Source organism: Pseudomonas sp. URMO17WK12:I6 (genome assembly GCF_003253625.1).
GTDB lineage: Bacteria > Pseudomonadota > Gammaproteobacteria > Pseudomonadales > Pseudomonadaceae > Aquipseudomonas.
Window position 1 is genome coordinate 298,249 of sequence record NZ_QKYZ01000006.1, and the last position, 21,256, is coordinate 319,504.

19 protein-coding genes are annotated in these 21,256 nt (G+C 61.2%); 9 read left to right on the plus strand and 10 right to left on the minus strand.

The window, feature by feature from the left end:
* Positions 1–44: 44 nt before the first annotated feature.
* From F475_RS13775 to F475_RS13790, 4 genes are read right to left on the minus strand one after another with little or no spacing between them, the layout of a single operon-like run.
* On the minus strand, positions 45–1,358 hold the full coding sequence (locus F475_RS13775; RefSeq protein ID WP_019579967.1) for a sensor histidine kinase: 1,314 nt from the start codon (positions 1,356–1,358) through the stop codon (positions 45–47).
* Entirely contained in the window at positions 1,355–2,023 is a 669-nt protein-coding gene (locus F475_RS13780; RefSeq protein ID WP_111454119.1) for a response regulator transcription factor, read from the minus strand. Before F475_RS13780 ends, F475_RS13775 begins: the two co-directional genes overlap by 4 nt.
* A gap of 3 nt (positions 2,024–2,026) precedes the next feature.
* The gene (locus F475_RS13785; protein ID WP_018925373.1) at positions 2,027–2,332 is read right to left on the minus strand and encodes a PepSY domain-containing protein; all 306 of its coding nucleotides are present in this window, start codon (positions 2,330–2,332) and stop codon (positions 2,027–2,029) included.
* A complete protein-coding gene (locus F475_RS13790; RefSeq protein ID WP_111454120.1) occupies positions 2,332–2,640 on the minus strand; it encodes a PepSY domain-containing protein in 309 nt (102 codons plus the stop codon). Before F475_RS13790 ends, F475_RS13785 begins: the two co-directional genes overlap by 1 nt.
* Before the next feature lie 279 nt (positions 2,641–2,919).
* On the opposite strand from F475_RS13790, the gene F475_RS13795 reads away from it, so the two are divergent.
* The 5 genes from F475_RS13795 to codA all read left to right on the plus strand — a co-directional run bounded on the left by F475_RS13795 (position 2,920) and on the right by codA (position 8,106).
* Positions 2,920–3,999, plus strand: a complete 1,080-nt coding sequence (locus tag F475_RS13795) for a patatin-like phospholipase family protein (protein ID WP_111454121.1) — start codon at positions 2,920–2,922, stop codon at positions 3,997–3,999.
* Between the two features lie 85 nt (positions 4,000–4,084).
* Entirely contained in the window at positions 4,085–4,441 is a 357-nt protein-coding gene (queD, locus tag F475_RS13800; protein WP_007933061.1) for a 6-carboxytetrahydropterin synthase QueD, read from the plus strand.
* Positions 4,442–4,553: 112 nt separating this feature from the next.
* Positions 4,554–5,384 carry an alpha/beta fold hydrolase gene (locus F475_RS13805; RefSeq protein WP_111454122.1) on the plus strand — a complete coding sequence of 277 codons (831 nt, stop codon included), beginning with the start codon at positions 4,554–4,556 and terminating at the stop codon, positions 5,382–5,384.
* 192 nt (positions 5,385–5,576) lie between these two features.
* Positions 5,577–6,848: a cytosine permease gene (gene codB / locus F475_RS13810; RefSeq protein WP_111454123.1), complete on the plus strand. Its 1,272-nt coding sequence runs from the start codon at positions 5,577–5,579 to the stop codon at positions 6,846–6,848.
* Positions 6,849–6,861: 13 nt separating this feature from the next.
* Positions 6,862–8,106 (plus strand): cytosine deaminase, encoded by a 1,245-nt coding sequence (gene codA / locus F475_RS13815; RefSeq protein WP_111454124.1) that lies wholly within the window; start codon positions 6,862–6,864, stop codon positions 8,104–8,106.
* Positions 8,107–8,163: 57 nt separating this feature from the next.
* Here codA and F475_RS13820 read toward each other — a convergent pair whose 3' ends face one another.
* Positions 8,164–9,156, minus strand: a complete 993-nt coding sequence (locus F475_RS13820) for a diaminopimelate epimerase (protein WP_111454125.1) — start codon at positions 9,154–9,156, stop codon at positions 8,164–8,166.
* A 168-nt stretch (positions 9,157–9,324) separates the two neighbouring features.
* Between F475_RS13820 and F475_RS13825 the strand changes: the two genes are divergently transcribed.
* Together F475_RS13825 and F475_RS13830 are read left to right on the plus strand one after the other, a co-directional pair.
* Positions 9,325–10,476: an MFS transporter gene (locus F475_RS13825; RefSeq protein ID WP_111454126.1), complete on the plus strand. Its 1,152-nt coding sequence runs from the start codon at positions 9,325–9,327 to the stop codon at positions 10,474–10,476.
* 125 nt (positions 10,477–10,601) lie between these two features.
* On the plus strand, positions 10,602–12,128 hold the full coding sequence (locus tag F475_RS13830; protein ID WP_111454127.1) for a serine protease: 1,527 nt from the start codon (positions 10,602–10,604) through the stop codon (positions 12,126–12,128).
* Between the two features lie 60 nt (positions 12,129–12,188).
* Here the strand turns inward: F475_RS13830 and F475_RS13835 are convergent, their stop codons facing one another.
* From F475_RS13835 to F475_RS13845, 3 genes are all read right to left on the minus strand, one after another.
* Positions 12,189–14,612, minus strand: coding sequence for a TonB-dependent receptor (locus F475_RS13835; RefSeq protein WP_111454128.1), 2,424 nt, complete (start codon positions 14,610–14,612; stop codon positions 12,189–12,191).
* A gap of 97 nt (positions 14,613–14,709) precedes the next feature.
* Positions 14,710–15,684, minus strand: coding sequence for a FecR family protein (locus tag F475_RS13840; protein WP_111454129.1), 975 nt, complete (start codon positions 15,682–15,684; stop codon positions 14,710–14,712).
* The gene (locus F475_RS13845; RefSeq protein ID WP_111454130.1) at positions 15,681–16,181 is read right to left on the minus strand and encodes a sigma-70 family RNA polymerase sigma factor; all 501 of its coding nucleotides are present in this window, start codon (positions 16,179–16,181) and stop codon (positions 15,681–15,683) included. Before F475_RS13845 ends, F475_RS13840 begins: the two co-directional genes overlap by 4 nt.
* Before the next feature lie 171 nt (positions 16,182–16,352).
* Between F475_RS13845 and F475_RS13850 the strand changes: the two genes are divergently transcribed.
* Both F475_RS13850 and F475_RS13855 read left to right on the plus strand, forming a co-directional pair.
* A complete protein-coding gene (locus tag F475_RS13850; RefSeq protein ID WP_111454131.1) occupies positions 16,353–17,480 on the plus strand; it encodes an HlyD family secretion protein in 1,128 nt (375 codons plus the stop codon).
* Complete coding sequence (locus F475_RS13855) at positions 17,477–19,069, plus strand: DHA2 family efflux MFS transporter permease subunit (protein ID WP_111454132.1); 1,593 nt, start codon at positions 17,477–17,479, stop codon at positions 19,067–19,069. The genes F475_RS13850 and F475_RS13855 overlap by 4 nt, the downstream gene beginning before the upstream one ends.
* 9 nt (positions 19,070–19,078) lie before the next feature.
* On the opposite strand, the gene F475_RS13860 is transcribed toward F475_RS13855, so the two are convergent.
* Together F475_RS13860 and F475_RS13865 are read right to left on the minus strand one after the other, a co-directional pair.
* Positions 19,079–19,519, minus strand: coding sequence for a carboxymuconolactone decarboxylase family protein (locus F475_RS13860; RefSeq protein WP_018925362.1), 441 nt, complete (start codon positions 19,517–19,519; stop codon positions 19,079–19,081).
* A 165-nt stretch (positions 19,520–19,684) separates the two neighbouring features.
* A complete protein-coding gene (locus F475_RS13865; RefSeq protein ID WP_064619013.1) occupies positions 19,685–21,133 on the minus strand; it encodes a mechanosensitive ion channel family protein in 1,449 nt (482 codons plus the stop codon).
* Between the last annotated feature and the right edge of the window lie 123 nt (positions 21,134–21,256).

Sequence of the window (21,256 nt, forward strand, 5' to 3'; positions counted from 1 at the left end):
CGGGTTGCGCTCCCACAGGGTTATGGGTTGGCTTCCGCTCTGTGTCAGCGTTTGGGCAGTTCGATCATCACTTTCAAGCCGCCCCACTCGCTTTCCTCCAGCCTCAACACCCCGCCCCACGTGTCGACGATGTCGCGCACGATGCCCAATCCCAATCCATGCCCATCGGTCTGTTCATCAAGCCGTGTACCGCGGCTGAACACCTGGTCACGCTGGTCTTCGGGAATCCCCGGCCCATCGTCTTCCACGCTCAACTGAAAACTTTCAGCCGTTTCAACCACGCTTAACCGAACCTCGGCATCCGCCCATTTGCAGGCGTTATCCAGCAGGTTGCCCAGCAACTCCAGCAGATCTTCGCGATCCCACGGCAGTTGCAAACCGGCCGGTGCGCGGTAGCTCAGGTCGAGGTGTTCACCGTGAATCATGCTCAGCGTGGCCAGTAACCCCGGCAGCTCGGCATCGCAATCAAACAACGCACCCGGCAGCGCATCGCCGGACAACCGGGCGCGGTTGAGTTCGCGATTGAGTCGCTGCTGGACCTGCTCCAGTTGCGCTTGAATCACCTTGCGCAGCTGCGGGTGCGCATCGAGCTTCTCGCTGGAAGCCAGGCTCAACAACACTGCCAACGGGGTTTTCAACGCATGCCCCAAGTTGCCCAAGGCATTGCGCGAGCGCTTGAGGCTATCTTCGGTGTGGGCCAGCAAATGGTTGATCTGCGCCACCAGCGGTTCCAGCTCCACCGGCACGGCTTCGTCGAGTTGCGAACGCTGGCCCTGCTGCAACTGGGCGATTTGCTCGCGGGCCTTTTCCAGCGGGCGCAAGGCGCGGCGCACGGTGATCCGTTGCAACAGCAAAATCAGCAACAGCCCCGCCAGCCCCAACCCGAGACCGACTTGTTGCATGCGACAGAAACTCTCGCGCACCGGCGTGTAGTCCTGAGCGACGCTGATGGAAATCGCCTGGCCCAGCCGCCGGTAGTCCGAACGCAGCACCAGCAACTGCTGCCCTTCCGGCCCCAGTTGCAGGTTGCTGTTCAGGCCCGGGTGTTCGAGCCGCGGAAGGTCCTGATCCCATAACGAGCGGGAGCGCCAATGGCTGTCGGCAAAGTCGATACGAAAATAGTGCCCGGAAAACGGGCGCTGATAGGCCGGCGACAGATGGCGCTCATCCAGCTGCAACCCCTGCGGGCCACGCACCAGCGCCACCAGCAGGTTTTCACTGTCGTTGCGCAACCCGGCTTCGAGGTAGCGCTGCAAACCCATTTCGAACAGCCACAGGCTGGTTTGCGCCAGCACCAGGCCGACGATCACCATCACGCTGATCAGGCCCAGGCTCAAGCGACGCTGGATCGACCTCACTGGGCTTGCCCGCCGAACAGGTAACCCTGACCGCGACGGGTTTCGATCACGCTGCGGCCGAGCTTGCGGCGCAGGTGGTTGACGTGGACTTCTAGTACGTTGGAGTCACGCTCGGTTTCACCGTCGTAGAGGTGTTCGGCGAGATGGCTTTTGGAAAGGATCTGTTCGGGGTGCAGCATGAAATAGCGCAGCAGGCGAAATTCGGCGGCGGTGAGCTGGATGTCGGCGCCGTCGCGGGTCACGCACTGGCGACCTTCATCCAGGTGCAGCCCGGCGGCCTTGAGCGTCGGCTGATTGGCCTGGCCGTGAGAGCGGCGCAACAACGCCTGAATGCGCAGGTGCAGTTCTTCCGGGTGGAAGGGTTTGCTCAGGTAATCGTCGGCGCCGGCCTTGAGGCCTTCGATCCGCTCGGCCCAGGAACCGCGCGCGGTGAGAATCAGCACCGGCGTGGCCAAGCCACCGGTCCGCCACTGCGCCAGCACCTCAAGCCCCGGCAAACCCGGCAGGCCGAGGTCGAGGATGATCAGGTCATAAGGCTCGCTGCTGCCCTGGTACACCGCATCGCGGCCGTCGGCCAGCCAGTCCACGGCGTAGCCTTGCCGATTGAGGCCGGCCATCAATTCGTCGGCCAGCGGCACGTGGTCTTCCACCAGGAGCAAACGCATCGATCAATCTTCCTTGTCTTTCAGCACGTGGCCGGTGGTGGCATCGACGTCCAGCTCGCGCACCACGCCTTCGGCGGTCAGCAGCTCGACTTCATAAACATAGACGTCGTGTTTTTCTTCAAGCTCGGCTTCCAGCAACTTGGCCCCGGGATAGCGGTCCAGCGCTTGCTGCAAGAGCTGCTCCAGCGGCAGGATCACGCCCTGTTGGCGCAGGCGCAGGGCTTCGTCCTGATCCAGGTCGCGGGCCACGGCCACCGAGCAAAAAGCCAGAAGCACCAGCGCCATGCTTGAAAATGAAAGCACCTTCATTACGTATCCTGATGATCCCTGAGAACCTGCCCGCTGACCGCATCCAATTCCATATCCCACTCAATGCCTTGCGGGTCGCGCAGTTCCATCTGGTATTTGTACTTGCCGTACTCTTCTTCGAGCTCGGTGCCGGTGATGGTCGAGCCGGGGTGTTTGGCCAGAGCGGTGGCGTTGAGCTTCTCGAAAGACACAATGGTACCAGCGTCGCGCAGTCTCAGGGTTTCGTCGGGGCCCAGGTCGCGGGCATGAGCAAGGCTGGCGGTCAGGCAGATGAGGGACGCGGTGAACAGGGCAGTCAGGATTCTCATGGGGTGGCTCCGTATTTTCTTATGTGTTGCCGACGGCGCGACCTTAGCGATTCGAACTTAACTGAAACTGAATTGCCATCATTGGGAATAGCTTACGCATAACCCGGAGCTGCCGAAGGCTCGGGCCGCGATCGGACGATCTTTTGATTTGGATTTTTTGCGTGCATGACGCAGCCAAAGATCAAAGCATCGCAGCCTTCGGCAGCTCCTGCATTGATCGGGGACAATCGCAGCCCAAGAGGTGCTTATAATCCCTGCTTGCCAGACATCGAGACCGGTATGACCGCTATCCACATCAAGTTCCCTTCCCTGACCCTCAAGGCCGGCCCGCGCGCTCTGGCGCGCATCCGTGCCAACGGCTTGAACGCTGCCGATGTGGGCACGTTGCCGGGCGCCGCCGGTGGCCCGAAAGCGCTGGGGATTCAGGGTCTGGACCTGGCGCTGTTTGGCGAATGGCTGCCGGCGGCGCCCCGGGAGCGTTCGCTGATCGGCGCCTCGGTGGGTTCCTGGCGGTTCGCCAGCGCCTGCCTGCCGGATGCCGCCGAAGGCATCCGCCGCCTCGGTCATCTGTACACCGAGCAGAACTTCGCCAAAGGCGTGACCATGGCGCAGATCAGCCAGAGCTCCCGACGCATGCTCGATGACTTGCTCGACGGCCGCGATGCCGCGATTCTGGATAACGCCCACTACCGCCTGAACATCATGGTGGTCAAAAGCCACGGCCTGTTGGCGGACGATCATCGCGGCCGGTTGGGGCTGGGCCTGTCGTCAGTGATCGCCGACAACCTGCGCGGTCGTTCACGGCTGTCGCGGCATTTCGAGCGGCTGATCATCCACGACCCGCGCCTGGCACCACCGGTCAACGCGCTGAACGACTTCCCGTCGCGCTTCATCTCACTGAATGCCGGCAACCTGCGCCAGGCCCTGCTGGCCTCGGGTTCGATCCCGATGGTCATGCAAGGCGTACGCGACTTGCCGGGGGCCGGCGCGGGGACGTTCCGCGATGGTGGTCTGCTGGACTATCACCTCGACCTGCCCTACAGCGGCAACGACATCGTGCTGTATCCGCACTTCACCGACCGGGTGATCCCCGGCTGGTTCGACAAGACGCTGCCATGGCGCCGCGCCTGCCCTGAGCGCTTGCAGGATGTTCTGCTACTGGCCCCGTCGAAGGAATACCTGGCACGCCTGCCCTACGGCAAGCTGCCGGACCGTAACGACTTCAAGCGCTTCATGGGCGATGCCCCGAGCCGACAGAAGTATTGGCGCGCAACGATGGATGAAAGCCGTCGCCTGGGCGATGAATTCCTTGAACTGACCGCCAACGGTCGCCTCGGCGAGCGCTTGCTGACCCTTTAGTCAGTGTTTTGCCCGGAGCTCTGGTAAACTCGCCACCTGCCCACATCGCCGCGGCGATCGCCACCTGAAAGAGCTGAACATCACTGTGGAAATATTCAAAGAGTTTACCTTCGAATCCGCCCATCGCCTGCCCCACGTACCGGACGGCCACAAGTGCGGCCGCCTTCATGGTCATTCGTTCAAAGTGGCGATTCACCTGAGCGGCGACCTCGATCCGCACACCGGCTGGATCCGCGATTTCTCGGAAATCAAAGAGATCTTCAAGCCGCTCTACGAGCGCCTCGATCACAATTACCTGAACGACATTCCCGGCCTGGAAAACCCGACCAGCGAAGTGCTGGCCAAGTGGATCTGGAATGAGTTGAAGCCGTTGTTGCCGGAACTCAGCGCGATCCGCATCCACGAAACCTGCACCAGCGGTTGCATCTATCGCGGTGAGTAAACGTAAATCCCATAAGGAGAATGCGTTTCGTCAGTGATATGAAAAACAGCCTTCAATGGCTGTTTTTTTATGCCTATGCTTTTGGGCTCGCACACGCCAAGAGGACGCACCCATGACTGACTGGCCGCTGGCTCAGACCTATCGTTTCAACGGGCACTCCGTTCGCTACGCCGTGCGTGGCGACGGCCCGCCGCTGGTGTTCGTGCATGGCACGCCCTTCTCTTCTCATGTGTGGCACCGGATCGCGCCGCACTTCATCACCTCGCACCGGGTGTATTACTTCGATTTGCTGGGTTACGGGCAGTCCGCACAGCCGGACGGCGATGTGTCGCTGGGCGTACAGAACCAACTGTTGGCGCAATTGCTGGAGCACTGGGGCCTGGAACGGCCAGACGTGGTAGCCCACGATTTCGGCGGCGCCACTGTGTTGCGCGCGCATCTGCTCAATGGCAAGGATTACCGCAGCCTGACGCTGATTGACCCGGTGGCGCTGTCGCCCTGGGGTTCGCCGTTCGTGCAGCATGTGCGTCAGCATGAAGCGGCGTTCAGCGGGCTGCCTGATTACATTCAACGGGCGATTGTGCCGACCTATATTCGTGGCGCGATCAAGCGCGAGATTTCCGATCAGGAGCTGGCGCCTTACGTGCAGCCCTGGCTGGGTGATTCGGGGCAAGCGGCGTTCTATCGGCAGATCGCGCAGATGGATGAGCGTTATACCCGCGAGATCGAAACACTGTACCCGACGATTCGCTGCCCGGTGCAGATTCTCTGGGGGGAAGACGATCAGTGGATTCCCATTGAACGCGGGCGGGCGTTGCATCAGATGATTGCGGGGTCGCAGTTTCATCCCGTTGCGAATGCCGGGCATCTGGTGCAGGAGGATGCACCGGAGGCGATCATGGCGGCGATATTGCGGTTTTTGCCGTTGGCACAGAACGCCTGATCGACGGAGCCCCCTCGCCACAGGACTTTGTGACTACCTGATTGCTGCGTTCCAATTTGAACCACTGCCGCACTGCTTTCGTGCCCCTCTTCAGGCTAAATCCGCCGGCTCGGCTATAAAGAACAACACCCTCGCGCCATTGGCACGAGCACTGCAACACCCTCGCGTCCTCCATCCAGCAAGGAATGCCACATGACGCAGAACGATCCGGGCAACGATTACCCTTTAAGCGAAGTCCCGATGCATGCCCGCAAGGGGCTCGCCTCCACAGCCATGGTGCTGCTGGGTTTTACCTTCTTCACGGCGACCATGTTTGCCGGCGGCAAGCTGGGGGTGGCGTTCAGTTTCAGCGAGATGCTGGCGGTGATCATCGCCGGCAATCTGCTGTTGGGAATCTACGCAGCCGGGCTTGGCTACATCGCCTTCAAAAGCGGCCTCAATTCGGTGTTGATGGGCCGTTTCTGCTTCGGCGAAGTGGGCAGCAAGCTCAGCGACCTGATCCTCGGCTTCACCCAGATCGGCTGGTACGCCTGGGGCACCGCGACCGCAGCCGTCGTACTCGGCAAATATTTCGAACTGAATGAAAGCACCGTACTGGGGCTGATGGTGCTGTTCGGCCTGGGCTTTTGCGCCACGGCGTACATCGGCTATCGCGGGCTGGAGATTCTGTCGTACATCGCCGTACCCGCCATGATGTTGCTGCTGATGCTGTCGATGTGGGTCGCGACGGTGAAGGTCGGCGGGCTCGAGGGTTTGCTCGCCGTGGTGCCGACGGCAACACTGGACTGGTCGACCGCGATTACCCTGGTGTTCGGCACCTTCGTCAGTGGCGCGACCCAGGCGACCAACTGGACACGTTTCTCCCGTTCGGCGCGAGTCGCGGTGCTGGCGAGCCTGATCGGCTTTTTCATCGGCAACGGCCTGATGGTGTTGATCGGTGCCTATGGCGCGATCGTCTATCAGCAACCGGACGTAGTCGAAGTGCTGTTGCTGCAAGGCTTCGCCATGGCCGCGATGGCGATGTTGCTGCTCAACATCTGGAGCACCCAGGACAACACGATCTACAACTTCGCCGTCGCCGGCTGCAATCTGTTGCGCACCGGCCGGCGCAAAACCGTGACCCTGGCCGGCGCGGTGATCGGCACGCTGCTGGCGCTGCTGGGCATGTACGACATGCTGGTGCCTTACCTGATTCTGCTGGGCACGGTGATTCCGCCGATTGGCGGGGTGATCATGGCGGACTTTTTCTTCCGTTACCGTGGGCAATATCCACGCCTGGCCGATGCCCGGTTGCCGGCGTTCAACTGGCCTGGCCTGAGCGCTTATGCGGTCGGCACCGTCGCAGCATTCAGCTCGCCGTGGATCGCGCCGCTGGTAGGGATTGCCACTGCCGCGCTAACGTATGTGTCATTGACCGGCGTACTGGGTGCCCGTACCGCCGAAGCACCACTACAAGATCTCTAAAAGGACTCGCCTGATGCATATCATCAACGCCCGCCTGCGCAACCAAGAAGGCCTGCATGAGTTGCACCTGGAAAACGGCCTGATTCACAGCATCGCCCGGCAAACCGAAGCCCCGTCACTGGGGCCGAATGACCTGGACGCCGGCGGTAATCTGGTGGTGCCGCCCTTCGTCGAACCGCACATTCACCTCGATGCCACCCTGACGGCCGGCGAACCGCGCTGGAACATGAGCGGTACGCTGTTCGAAGGTATCGAGTGCTGGGGCGAGCGCAAGGCCACCATCACTCAGGAAGACACCAAGACCCGCGCCAAAAAAACCATCCAGACCCTCGCCGCCCACGGCATTCAGCACGTGCGCACCCACGTCGATGTCACCGACCCGGAACTGATCGCGCTCAAGGCGATGCTCGAAGTCCGCGAGGAAAGCCACCACCTGATCGACTTGCAAATCGTCGCGTTCCCCCAGGAAGGCATCGAGTCGTACCGCAACGGGCGCGAGCTGATGGAAGAAGCGATCCGCCTGGGCGCCGATGTGGTCGGCGGCATTCCGCATTTCGAATACACCCGGGACCAGGGCGTAAGCTCGGTGAAGTTCCTGATGGACCTGGCCGAACGCACGGGCTGTCTGGTGGACGTGCATTGCGACGAAACCGACGACCCGCACTCACGCTTCCTTGAAGTGCTGGCCGAAGAGGCCCGCAGCCGCGACATGGGTTCGCGCGTCACCGCCAGCCACACCACGGCGATGGGCTCCTACGACAACGCTTACTGCGCGAAACTGTTTCGCTTGCTCGGGCACTCGGGGATCAGTTTTGTTTCTTGCCCCACCGAAAGCATTCACCTGCAAGGCCGCTTCGACAACTTCCCGAAACGCCGTGGCGTGACTCGCGTGAATGAGTTGCTCGAAGCGGGGATGAACGTGTGTTTCGGTCAGGACTCGATCGTCGACCCGTGGTATCCGCTGGGCAATGGCAACATCCTGCGGGTGCTCGAGGCCGGTTTGCACATCTGCCACATGCTCGGTTATCGCAATTTGCAGAGTGCGCTGGACCTGGTCACGGAGAACAGTGCCAAGGCGATGAACCTGGGCGATCGCTATGGTCTGGAACGGGGCCGGCCGGCGAATCTGCTGATCCTGTCGGCGGACAGCGATTACGAAGTGATCCGCAGCCAGGGTCTGCCGCTGTATTCGATTCGCGGGGGCAAGGTGTTGATGAAGCGACAGATGCCGGTGGTTGAGTGGGCGGATCGGCTCTGAATCTTCGCTGACCGTTCGGGCGTCATCGCGAGCAGGCTCGCGATGACGGTCTCAAAATCACCCCATCAACCGCGCCGCCCCAAACAACCTGACCCGACTCAATTCGCCCTCCCGTTCTTCCAGCAGAATCGGCGCCGTGCCGCCGGGCATGACCACTTTCACTTCCCCCGCCGCCACCCAACCCACTCGCCACGCCGCGCACGCCACCGCACTGGCGCTGGTGCCCGACGACGCGGTCGGCCCTTCGCCACGCTCGAACACCCGCGCAACGATTCGCCCTTCGGATTCAAGCATCGCCCATTGCAGGTTCACCCCGGCCGCACACGGCTGCCCTGCCCCGGTCGGCGTGGCGTAAGCGATGCGGGTCAACCCTCCAGACAACTCCGGCTCGCGCATTTGCGCGTTGCTCGGCAACGCATCGGCGCCTGTCACTAACGTCACACAATGGGGGTTACCGATGCGCACGAACTGGCTGCGGTTCCAGGCAGGGTCGAGCGTCGACAATGGCCGCACGTGACTGACATCACGCCCGTCCAACACCACGGCTTCGACCCCTTGCGCACCCACCGCTTCAGGCCCGAACGAAGGCTGCCCCAAGTCCAGCCAGAACCCTTGCACGCCATCGATTTCGGCAGACTTCACCGAAGTCGCCACTGGCGAGAGCGCATCGCGCTTGTCGTGATGAACCCTGAGCAGGCAAGCCTCCTCCCTCGGCATCAGCCCTTGTTCACTCAGCGCCTGGGAAAAAATCGTCAGGCCATTGCCACTGCGCTCGGCCAGGCTGCCGTCGGTGTTGACGATCAGCAGGTCAAACGGCGGCGAAGATTGAAACGGCCCCACCAGCAAGCCATCGCAACGATGCGCCTTGCTGCCGGGCGGTTGTGTCCCGGGAGCCCAGCCGCAGAATGCCTCGATGGCCGACAACGCCCAGGCCTCACGGGTTTGCGCCGCCTGGCTGGCCTGTTCAGGCAGCTCGATACCGCTATCGCGCAGGGCGTCAGGCGCCACCACCGCGTAGATATTGCCTCGAGCATCGTACATCCGCGTCATGGCGCCCCCCCTATGAACAATTGATGCATCGACAATATCGCGAAACAACGGCTGGCTGTGCAAGGATGTCACTCTGCGTGACTGCTGCCCCCGCCTGAACGTGGTGATCGAACCCTTTGCGGTTGTTCACTGTCCTTTGGGACGCGACGTTTTTTGCCAAGGATCGATATGACCAACCTCAACACCCAAGCCACCTTCGTCCCCGGACGTCTGGAACAGATGTCCACGCGCATCGCCTTCTTCATCGCCGGTTTCGGCATTGCGGCCTGGGCGCCGCTGGTGCCTTACGCCAAGGCGCGGGCCGGGCTGGATGAAGGCACCCTCGGGCTGTTGCTGTTGTGTCTGGGGGTGGGTTCGATTCTGGCGATGCCCATGGCCGGGATTCTGGCGACGCGTTTCGGCTGCCGTCGGGTGTTGAGCGGCGGCACCTTGTTGATCTGCGCGGCGCTGCCACTGTTGGCGACGGTATCCTCGATTCCGGCGTTGATCGCGGCATTGTTCATGTTCGGCGCCGGCCTGGGCACGGTGGATTCGACGGTGAACCTGCAAGCGGTGATCGTCGAGCGGGCCAGCGGCAAGACCATGATGTCGGGTTTTCATGGGCTGTTCAGCCTCGGCGGGATCGTCGGCGCGGCGGGAGTCAGCGGCCTGCTCGGTCTGGGTTTTTCGCCGCTGGGGGCGATGTGCGTGGTGATCGTGGTGCTGGTGCTGGCATTGCTTAAAGCCGCGCCGCACCTGTTGCCTTACGGCAGTGAAAGCTCCGGCCCGGCATTTGCCGTGCCCCATGGCATCGTGCTGTTTATCGGCGGGATGTGCTTCATCGTATTCCTGGCTGAAGGCGCGGCACTCGACTGGAGCGCGGTGTTCCTGGCGCAGGAACGCGGGATCGACACCGCGTATGCCGGGCTGGGTTATGCGGCATTTGCGCTGACCATGACCGCCGGGCGATTGACCGGTGACGCGATTGTCCGGCACCTGGGCGCCACGCGGGTGATTCTGTTCGGCGGACTGATGGCTGCGGCAGGATTGTTTCTGGCGACCTTCGCACCGGGATGGCAAGCCGCGCTGCTCGGTTATGCGCTGCTCGGTGCCGGTTGTTCGAACATCGTGCCAGTGCTGTACACCGCCGTGGGCAAGCAGACGGTGATGCCGCAAAGCATCGCGGTGCCGGCCATCACGACCCTGGGTTATGCCGGGATTCTGGCGGGACCGGCGGTGATCGGTTTTGTGGCTCATGGCAGCAGCCTGAGCTTCGCGTTCGGTCTAATGGCGGTGCTGCTGGTGGCGGTGGCGATTGGTGGGAAAGTGCTGAAGGTCTAACGCTCAGCAGCACGAAAAACGACAGGAGGTCGTATTTTTCGCCGCTTTACTATCAGTTCTGACAGTAGACACGTTTTGGCTGAGCATCGACCATGAGTTGAATATCCCAGGCGGGTGAGCTCCTCATGAACACGTTCAACCTCAAGGTTCTGCTGGTTTTGTTGCTGCTGATGGGCGCGAACGGTTGCAGCAAATCGCCGCTTACCCAACATGACTGGGGCGAAGGTATTGAAAATTTCGCACCGGCACGTCTCTTGTCCAATGCCGACGGGCGATACAACCATTGGCAGTCCATCGCTAGGGTCAAGGTTGATGAAGGCCGGATCTGCAGCGGCAGCCTGATCGATACCCGTGGAGCAAACGATGATCGCAGCGGCCCAGCGTATGTGCTCACCTCAGGTCATTGTGCAAAAGGTAATGTCGGTCGATTTATCGTGAACGAGCCTGCGTCCGGACAGGCTACCTTCAATTTTTTCCGGGACACGACGCCACAACAAAAAAACTATCCCATCACCAGAATCGCCTGGAGCACCCTGCGTGGCCAGGACATTGCGCTGCTGGTACTCGATCGCACCCTCGGCCAAGTGATGAACGATGGCATCCAGCCCTTGAAAGTTGCGAGCCATGCCCTGACCGAAGGCACCGATACGCTGGTGGTTGGCGCCGCTGTCGATGATTTTATCCAGCGTTCGGCATGTCCGCAGGAACACCGCGCAGGAATTCTCGAAGCCGGGTGGGTTTGGGTGGATCAAATCAGCAATCGATGCCTGGGGGTCATCAATGGAATCTCTGGCTCTCCACTCCTGAATCGTTACACCAACGAAATCGTCGCGGTGATTGGCACCACCACGCGCGACAGCGGGCAATCGCGATGCAGTATCAGCGCACCTTGCGAAGTCATCGAAGGCATGCCCAATAAAGCGCAAGACACCAATTACTCGACGCCCGCCAATGGCCTGGATACCTGTTTTAGAGGGGGGCGCTTCGTTGGGGACCGCGAGCCCTGTGTACTGGGGCCCGTGTCGGAATTCGGCTCGAAGTATGGCGATCACTTCCTCAAACAGCCCCGAGATGAACAAGGGAACTACCTGCCGTTGTTGTGGGAGCATCGTTTTTCGAGCAACCAACCCTTCTTTCGCTTCAAGTACACGCGCACTGCCGAAAATTGTGCGGATATCAGGGATTACAGTGAGGTGCGTACCACTGACTCAGGCGGCGAGAGCGAGTTACGCTATGAACTGCGCCAAGGACCAGGGCTGTATTTCTTGTGCGTGATGGGGCAAAACCATCAGGCGGGACCACCCGGAAAATGGGATGCGCGAAACGCCAGGATTTTTTGGCGGTGGGTATTGGCAGAACCCGCTCAAATGGCGCCAGTATTCAACATCACGAATAGAGGAGAGGGCGTCTATTCTGTAGCGCCTTCTCAGGTCACGCCCGATCTGGATGTAGCAGGGCATCAATACAAGATCGGTACATCGGCCACGATTGATTGCCAACAAGCTGAGGGATATAAGCAGGTCAGGCCACCACTGCTGGATTTTGAAGTGGACACGAGCGACGGCGAGAAAAAAATCTGCCTCAAGACCGTGGACATGGCAGGCAATCCTTCGCCTGTCATCGACTTCCGACTGCCAGACGCCGCCCCGTAAGCCTGTGTCGACACCTATCAGAAGCTGATCGGCAACCCGGAATTGCCGACCAGTCACTCATCAGAATCCGACGCTGGCCTGCACAAAGAACGTGCGTGGCGCGCCGACGTACATCCCCGAGTTGTTGTCGCTGGAACGGGTGAAATACTGCTTGTCGAAGATGTTTTTCACCCCGGCGCCGACTTTCAGGTTCGACAACTGCGAACCGAAGTCATAACCACCGCGCACGTTCCAGGTCACGTAACCCGGAATGTCACCGTACTGCCCGTCTGCGGAACCTTCGGTGATGTAGTTGCCGCTGAAGCTGCCATCGGCATTCACTCCGGTCCCCGGTGAACGCTGCCTGGACTGGGCAAAGGCATCGAGGTTGTAGGTCCAGCGGTTGATGTCGTAACGCAGCCCGGCGGTGGCCACCTGACGCGAGTAGAACGGCAGATCACGGCCCTTGAAGCCCGGGATCTCGCCTTCATACGTGGCGCGGGTGTAGGTGAAACCGGCGTTGGCGGTCAGGCCATCGAGCATCGGGTTGAGCGCCGACAGGTCGTAATGCACCGACGCTTCAAGGCCCTGGTGCTTGGTCGCGCCGAGGTTGGTCCAGCCCACGTCGTTGCTGATGTATTGCAGTTCGTCATCGAAGTCGATGTAGAACAGCGTCACTTCCCCGCCCCACACGTCATCGTTGTAGCGCGTACCGAGCTCGTAGGTCTTGGCTTTTTCCGGGCTCAAGCCATTGGCGGTGTTGTCACCCGAGCCACCCTGGCCGAGCTGGAAATATTGCAGGCTGCCGAATGAGGTTTCGTAGTTGGCGAACAGTTTCCAGGCGTCAGACAGGTGATACATCACGCTCAAGGCCGGCAGCGGTTCGTTGCTGTCGATGCTGCGGCGTTTCTCCTGCACGCGTTTGCCGGCGGTGTCGAGCACCGGCCTGTCGTGCCATTCGGTGCTGATGCTTTCAAAACGGATGCCGGGGATCACGGTCCAGTTGCCGACGTCGATCTTGTCATCGATGTAAACGGCGTGGGCCTCGGTGCCACCGGTGCGGTCCTGGAACACATGGCCATCGGACGTTTTGCTGACCACCGGCTGATTGTTCACCAGCGCCAGACGGCTCGACTCTTCGTGCATGCCTTCTTTCAGGTAGCGATAACCGACGCTGGCTTCCTGCGTGGTCGGGCCCAGGTCGAACACATGGGACACCCGCGGTTCAATGCCGAAGGTGTAGTAAGTGCGTGGATAAGAGCTGAGGGTTTTCTGGTCACGCGCGGCGATGGTGCTGCCACGGAAGCTGTCGGAATAGTAGGTCAGCACTTCGGCCTGGGTCCGGTCATCGATCTGTCGCGCCCATTTGAACGACACGTCCTTGCGGCGGCCGCTGAAGTTGTCGTGGTCGCGGTCGGACTGGAACGGATCGGCGTCGTACTGCTTCTGCGTCAGGCCGCCGGGCATGTCGGCGCTGGCGTCGTAGTAATGGAAGTTGAGGCTGAAATCGTCCTGATCGGTGGGCGCCCAGTGAGTCTTGAGGATCACGTCGTCGATGTCATTGCCGTTGTTGCTTTTGCGATAACCGTTGCCGTTCACCCCGGAATACAACAGCGCCACGCCCATGCCGTTATCGGCGGTGCCGCCGAGAAACGCGGTGTCGATGTGTTTCCAGCCACCACGCTGGGTGGTTTCCAGGGTGGTGCCGATTTCACCGGTGGCTTTCTCCGGGATCGCGCGGGTGACGAAGTTGATCACGCCACCGACGTTCTGCGGCCCGTAACGCACGGAACCGGCGCCGCGCACCACGTCGATGCTGTCGAGGTTGCCGGAGGAAATCGGCGCCATCGACAGCTGTGGCTGGCCGTAAGGGGCGAAGGCAGCCGGCACACCGTCGATCAGTACGGTGGAGCGTGGCGACAGGCGCGAAGTCAGGCCGCGCACACCGACGTTCAGGGAGATGTCGCTGCCGCCAGTGCCGTTGGCGTCCTGCACTTGCACGCCGGGAACACGCCGCAATACGTCGCCGACATTCATGGCGCCCTGCTCGACCATCGCTTCACGGCGGATCACCGTGCGCGCGCCGGAATGGTTTTGCACCACGGCGGCATCGGCGTCACCGAGCCAGTCACCCACCACCTTGATGTCGGTCACGCCCAGTTCCAGCGGGCCATTTGAGGCGGAAGTCGGTGCCGGCATCAGCGTGACCGAACCCTCATCGATCTGGTATTGCAGACCGCTGCCTTGCAGCAATTGGCGCAAGGCCTGTTCCGGCGAGAGGTTGCCGTCCACTGCCGGAGCCTGTTTGCCGGCCACCAGTTCCGGGCTGAAAAAAACCTGCAGCGAGGTTTGCTGGCCCAGCTGACTCAAGGCCTGGCCCAATGGCTGCGCCTGAATATGAATGGCATCGGCGGCGAATGCCTGAGGCAGCGCCGAGCTGACCGCCAGGGCGAGCGCGAGGGGCAGCCAGGATGACTTGTTATTTTTAGCGGTGGTTTTCTTCACGTCGAACGTTGTCCTGTGGATCGCAAGAGTGTGCGTCTGTTAATGCAAACCAGTTGCAGTTGGACAAGAAGACGAAGAACTCGAAAAAAACCTGAATCTATCGGGAAATTATTTCCTGGCTGCCGTCATCAAGGGTGCGGATGGCCACCGGCAGAATGCTCGGCAAGGCCTTGAGCAGCGCATCAGTGTCGTCGGATTTGAACACGCTGGTCAGGCGCAGGTTGCCCACGTTGGCGCTGCCGACTGTCAGTGGTTTCTCCCGATAACGCGACACTTCTTCGGCCACTTCGCTGAGGCTGGCGTTGTTGAACACCAGTTTGCCGCTGCGCCATGCGGTCAGTTCCGCAGGGTTGACCATATAGGCGGTGGCCACCTTGCCCTGGGCATTGATGCCAGTGCCGAAGCCGGCGGTGAGGCTGACGAAATCATCGCCGCCCCCTTGAACCCTGACCGTGCCCTGCTCCACCGCGACCCTGGTTTCGGCGCTGTCGCGGCGCACATCGAACCGGGTGCCGGTGACCGTGACCCTGCCGCTGCCCGCCTCGACCACAAACGGTCGACTGCTGTCGTGCTCGACGCTGAACATCGCCTCGCCTTGCATCAACTCGATGCCACGACGGTCCTTTTCATAGCGCACCAGCACCCGGCTGCGGCTGTTCAGATCAATCACCGAACCGTCCGGCAACGCCACATGACGACGCTCGCCAAGGGCCGTGGAATATTCAGCCGTGTAGGTCGCCGGATGGTTCAAGCCGCTGAACAGCCCCAGGCCGAGCGCCACCGCCAACACGCTGGCGGCCACCGCGTAACGCACCAGCGGACGACGTTTACTGCGCGCCACCGGAGTTTCACACAGTGCGTGCAGACGCTTGGCCGGCAATCGATCGGCCGCCACCCACAGGTTCTGGAGTATCTGATATTCGTTGCGATGCTGAGGGTGTTCGTCCAGCCAGCTCTCGAAGCGGCGCTGCTCTTCGGCGCTGGCGGCAGGTTCCTGCAAACGCACAAACCACCGCGCCGCGTCGTCGCGAACCGTTGTTTGCCCGCACGCACAATCACGAGTATCCATCATGGCTGTGCCCCGTCCAGACGATCACGCAGATGCCGCAGGGTGCGGATCATATACTTTTCCACCATGTTCCTGGACAGCCCCAGGCGCTCGGCGATTTCGGCCTGGGTCAGGCCTTCGATCTTCTGCCAGACGAACACCTTGCGGCAGTTGAGCGGCAACTCGGAGAGCGCCCGCTCGATGGAATCCGCCAACTGGATCGCGTGCATGAAATGCTCCGGGTCGCCGGACGACGACACACTGTGATCGATCGCCTCCGACTCCATGGCGCCCCGCCGATCCTCACGCCGATAACCGTCCACCGCTATGTTGCGCGCGGTCTGGTGCAAATACGCCCGAGGTTGCTGCACCGCCGCCGAATCGGACTCGAGCACCCGCACGAAGGTGTCATGGGCCAAGTCCTCGGCCTGCTGACGATTTCTCAGGCGACGGGTCCAGGTGCCGATCAACTCTTCGTAATGCTCGAAAAAGCCGGGTCTGCGGGGCAGCTTGGGGGTCATTGCGGCGTGCTGTGGGGAGGAGGTGCGAATAGTAATGCTTCCTATTAACCGGAGGCAATGGATTCCACTTGGGAGCACCAGACGATCGGTAGCCAAAACCCGTTGCCACAAAATATTACCTGCGTCATATTACACCCATAATAACGCCTCGTTTCCCACAGGTATTTCTCCATGACCAGCATGCCCAGCCTTGAACCCGACCTTGCCGTCGCAGCGACCCCACCCAAGCCTCCCCTGCTGAAACGGTTGGTATTGCTGACAGCAGCCATCGCAGCCTTGGTGTTTATCGGGCTGTATGCGAGCCATTGGTGGACTGCCGGGCGCTTCATCGAAGAAACCGACGATGCCTACATTGGTGGCGACGTCACGGTGATCGGCCCGAAAGTCGCCGGCTATATCGAAGAAGTGCTGGTGACCGACAACCAGAAGGTCAAGGCCGGCGATGTGCTGATCCGGATCGACGCCCGTGACTATCGCGCCAACCTGGCCAAGGCTGAAGGCGCGGTGGCCGCTGAAGAAGCGTTGCTCGCCAACCTCGACGCCACCGAACAACTGCAACACGCGGTGATCGGCCAGGCCCGCGCCGGTATCGATGCCGCGGGCGCTGAAACCGCGCGCTCGCGGGACGACAATGCCCGCTACAAACGCCTGGTGGGCAGCAATGCCGTCTCGGTGGAAAGCGCGCAACGGGCCGACGCCACCTTCAAGACGGCCCAGGCGCAGAGTGCCCGGGCCCAGGCCGAACTGCTGGCCGCGCAACGCCAGTTGAACGTGATCGAAACCCAGAAACAACAAGCCCGTGCCGCATTGGTACAGGCGCGGGCCGAGCGTGATCTGGCGCAGTTGAACGTCGGCTACACCGAGTTGAAAGCCCCCGTCGACGGCGTGATCGGCAATCGTCGGGCGCGGGTCGGCGCTTACGCCCAGGCCGGCTCGCAATTGTTGTCGTTGGTGCCGGCCAGCGGATTGTGGGTCGATGCCAATTTCAAGGAGGATCAGCTAGCGCGGATGACGCCGGGCCAACGTGTGATCGTTCATGCCGACGTGCTCAAGGGGCGTGAATTCCACGGGCATCTGGACAGCTTGGCGCCGGCCAGCGGTTCGCAGTTCAGCGTGCTGCCACCGGAAAACGCCACCGGTAACTTCACCAAAATCGTCCAGCGGGTGCCGGTGCGGATCCTGCTCGACCCGGCGGATGGCGTACTCGGTCATCTGCGTCCAGGCCTGTCGGTGACGGCCGAAGTGGACACCCGCGCCGAGCCTGAAGCTCAAACCCCAACCGTGGCCAACGCGCCATGAGCCGCGCCCTCGCCGCCCCCGCGCAACCGTTCAACGCCGCCAACATGGCGACGGCGACCAAGGTGTTCGCCTTCGCCACGATGTGCATCGGCATGTTCATTGCGCTGCTGGATATCCAGATCGTCTCGGCGTCGCTGCGTGACATCGGCGGCGGGCTCTCGGCGGGCACCGACGAAACTGCCTGGGTACAGACCAGTTACCTGATCGCTGAAATCATCGTGATTCCGCTGTCGGGCTGGTTGTCCCGGGTGTTCTCGACCCGTTGGCTATTCTGCGCCTCGGCGATTGGTTTCACCCTGGCCAGCCTGCTCTGCGGCGTGGCCTGGAACATCCAGAGCATGATCGCCTTCCGCGCCCTGCAAGGGTTTCTCGGTGGCTCGATGATTCCGCTGGTGTTCACCACCGCCTTCTTTTTCTTCACCGGCAAGCAACGGGTGATCGCCGCCGCAACCATCGGCGCAGTGGCCTCGCTGGCGCCGACGCTGGGGCCGGTCATCGGTGGCTGGATCACTGACATTTCGTCCTGGCACTGGCTGTTCTACATCAACCTGGTGCCGGGGATTTTCGTCGCGGTGGCAGTGCCGATGCTGGTGAAAATCGACCAGCCGGAATTGTCGCTGCTCAAAGGCGCCGACTACCTGAGCATGCTGTTCATGGCGGTGTTTCTCGGTTGCCTGGAATACACCCTCGAAGAAGGCCCGCGCTGGAACTGGTTCAGCGACAGCACGATTCTGACCACTGCGTGGATCAGCGGCCTGGCCGGATTGGCCTTCATCGGTCGAACCTTGTACGTAGCCAACCCGATCGTCGATCTGCGCGCCTTGAAGGACCGCAACTTCGCCCTCGGTTGTTTCTTTTCGTTCGTCACCGGGATCGGCCTGTTCGCGACGATTTACCTGACGCCGCTGTTTCTCGGCCGGGTACGCGGCTACAGCGCGCTGGACATTGGCCTGGCGGTTTTTTCCACCGGGGTGTTCCAGATTATGGCGATTCCGCTGTACGCCTTTCTGGCCAATCGCATCGACCTGCGCTGGATCATGATGACCGGCCTTGGGCTGTTCGCCCTGTCGATGTGGGATTTCAGCCCGATCACCCACGACTGGGGCGCCAGGGAATTGATACTGCCGCAAGCCTTGCGCGGGATCGCGCAACAACTGGCGGTGCCGCCGGCGGTGACCCTGACCCTTGGCGGGTTGGCACCTGCGCGGCTCAAACATGCTTCGGGGTTATTTAACCTGATGCGTAACCTTGGCGGCGCGATGGGGATCGCCGCGTGCGCGACCATCCTCAATGACCGCACCAACCTGCACTTCACCCGGTTGGCGGAGAACCTCAACAGCACCAACGAAGCACTCAATCAGTGGCTGTCCCAGGTCGGCCATAACTTCGCCGCCCTCGGCCAGAGCGGTGACATCGGCGTCACCGCCAGCCTGCATCAACTGTGGCTACTGACCTACCGCGAAGCGCAGACGCAAACCTACGGCGACGCGTTCCTGATGATCATGGTCTGCTTCATTCTCGCCACGGCGATGGTGCCCCTGATGCGCAAGGTACAACCACCGGCCGCGCCGAGTGCCGATGCTCATTGAGCCTGATTGTTACTCCTGAGGCATCTTGCGGAAACCCACGGCCAGGCGGTTCCAGCTGTTGATGGTGGAAATCGCCACAGTCAGGTCGACCATTTCCTTGGGGCTGAACTCGGCGCTGAGCAGCGCATAGTCTTCGTCCGGCGCGTGGGTCAGGCTCACTTGGGTCATGGACTCGGTCCAGGCCAGTGCGGCGCGCTCGCGATTGGTGAAAAATGGTGCCTCGCGCCAGGCGGTCACGGCGAACAGCCGGCGTGGCGTTTCCCCGTCCTTCATGGCATCGGCAGTGTGCATGTCGATGCAGAAGGCGCAGCCGTTGATCTGCGAGGCGCGCAGCTTGACCAGTTCGATCAGCGACTTTTCCAGGGGCAGTTTCGAGACAGCGGTTTCCAGGGCCATCATGGCTTTGAAGGCGTCTGGGGAGGCAGTGTAGAAATCGATACGGGTTTGCATGGCGAGCTCCAATCACAATGGGTGTTGGCGCTACGTTAATGCGGACCTGAGGTTGAACAAATAGCCAATTATTGGGAAGTTGAGGATGCCAATAGACCAGAAGAATTTCAGTGACAGTGCCGACGCCGACGCCTGCTCGCGAAGGCGCCGGAACAGGCAACCAACCTATTGGTGACTACGATTGCGCAACCACTGCAAAAACCCTTTTTTCTCCACCACCTTGGGTGTTTCCTGACTCAGCGCCTGAGCCTTGTTCAAGCGGAAATCCAGCAACGTCTTCATCGCTTCACCGATGTCATGCCGCGCATCCAGGCACGGTTGGAGGTATTCCCTTTCAATCCGGTACAAGCTGCAGGTCGTCTTGGCTTTAAAGTCCGCCGGCATCGCCATATCGGACAAAATCCCGCCCTCGCCGATCACCTCTCCCGGCCCCATGCGCCCGCTTTCGATCTTGACCCCGCCGCGGCTCAGCTCCACCGACACGACGCCGGATTCAATGATGAACAGATGATCGCTGACCTCCCCCGCTGGCAGGATCATTTCTCCGGCGCGGAAGGTTTGCAGCTTCATGTTCTGGCTGAAGGTTTCTTTCTCTTCCTGACGCAGGGTCGAGAAGATGTTCGAGCTGTCCAACAACGCCCGTTGCCGTGACAAGGCCGCAGGAGCGTTGGGCTCGACGTTCGACAACAGGATGACGCCGGATGCCTGCAAGTGCCGGAACGCCAGGTCGAACAGCAGATTGCGCACCATGCGTTTCTGATCCATGGAGACCACGAAGCCGCTGATTTCATACTCCACGCCGGTGCTGCCGGAGCTTTTCAACGCCACGCACGGTGCCGGTTTGTCCAACAGAAAGCGGCACCCCTGCATGGCCCGCTCCAGGGCATCGATCACCGTTTGCGGACGCGCGTGGGGGCTCACTTGCAAACTGATCGAGACGCCGAAAATATCGCTGGGCCGGCTGAAATTGATGATCTTGGCCTTGGCCGCCAGGGAGTTGGGGATCACCGCCATGCTGCCTTGGGAGGTTTGCAGGCGTGTGGCGCGCCAATCGATATCGGTGACCCGACCTTCGGTGCCATCGATGGAAATCCAGTCCCCCAGTTGATAGGGTTTGGTGGTGTTCAGGACGATCCCGGAAAACACGTCGCTGAGGGTACTTTGCAAGGCCAGGCCGACGACGATCGCCAATGCGCCGGATGTCGCCAGCACGCCCTTGACCGGCAATTCGAGCACGTACGCCAGGGCAGCAATGACCGCGATCAGGAAAATTACCGCGCCGAGCAAGTCCTGCAACAAGCGCCCGGTGTGCCCGACCCGTTGCATCATCACCGCGCCGAGCAATACCGTCAGGGTGCGCGCTGCGTATAGCCACCAGCCAATCTGCAAACCGGTTGCCGCCAGGTGCAACGGCACATTGTCGGCCCAGGGCGCCGGTGCCATGGGGTTCAAGCCTTCGTTGAACAGCAGCACGCTGAACAACGCGAAAATCACCACTCGCGCGGCCAGTTTCCAGTTGCTGCTACTGGCCGTGATCAAACGCCACAACACCAGATCGATCAGGATCAGGATCAGCGCACTAAGCAACGGGTGATTGGTGAGCAGTGACAGCATCAAGCAACTCCAACAAAGGCCAATGGCGTGAAGATCTCACAGATTGTAGGAGCTGGCGAAGCCTGCGATCTGCAAAACACCACAAAACCAATGTGGGAGATACCAGGTTGCAGAGCAACCCAC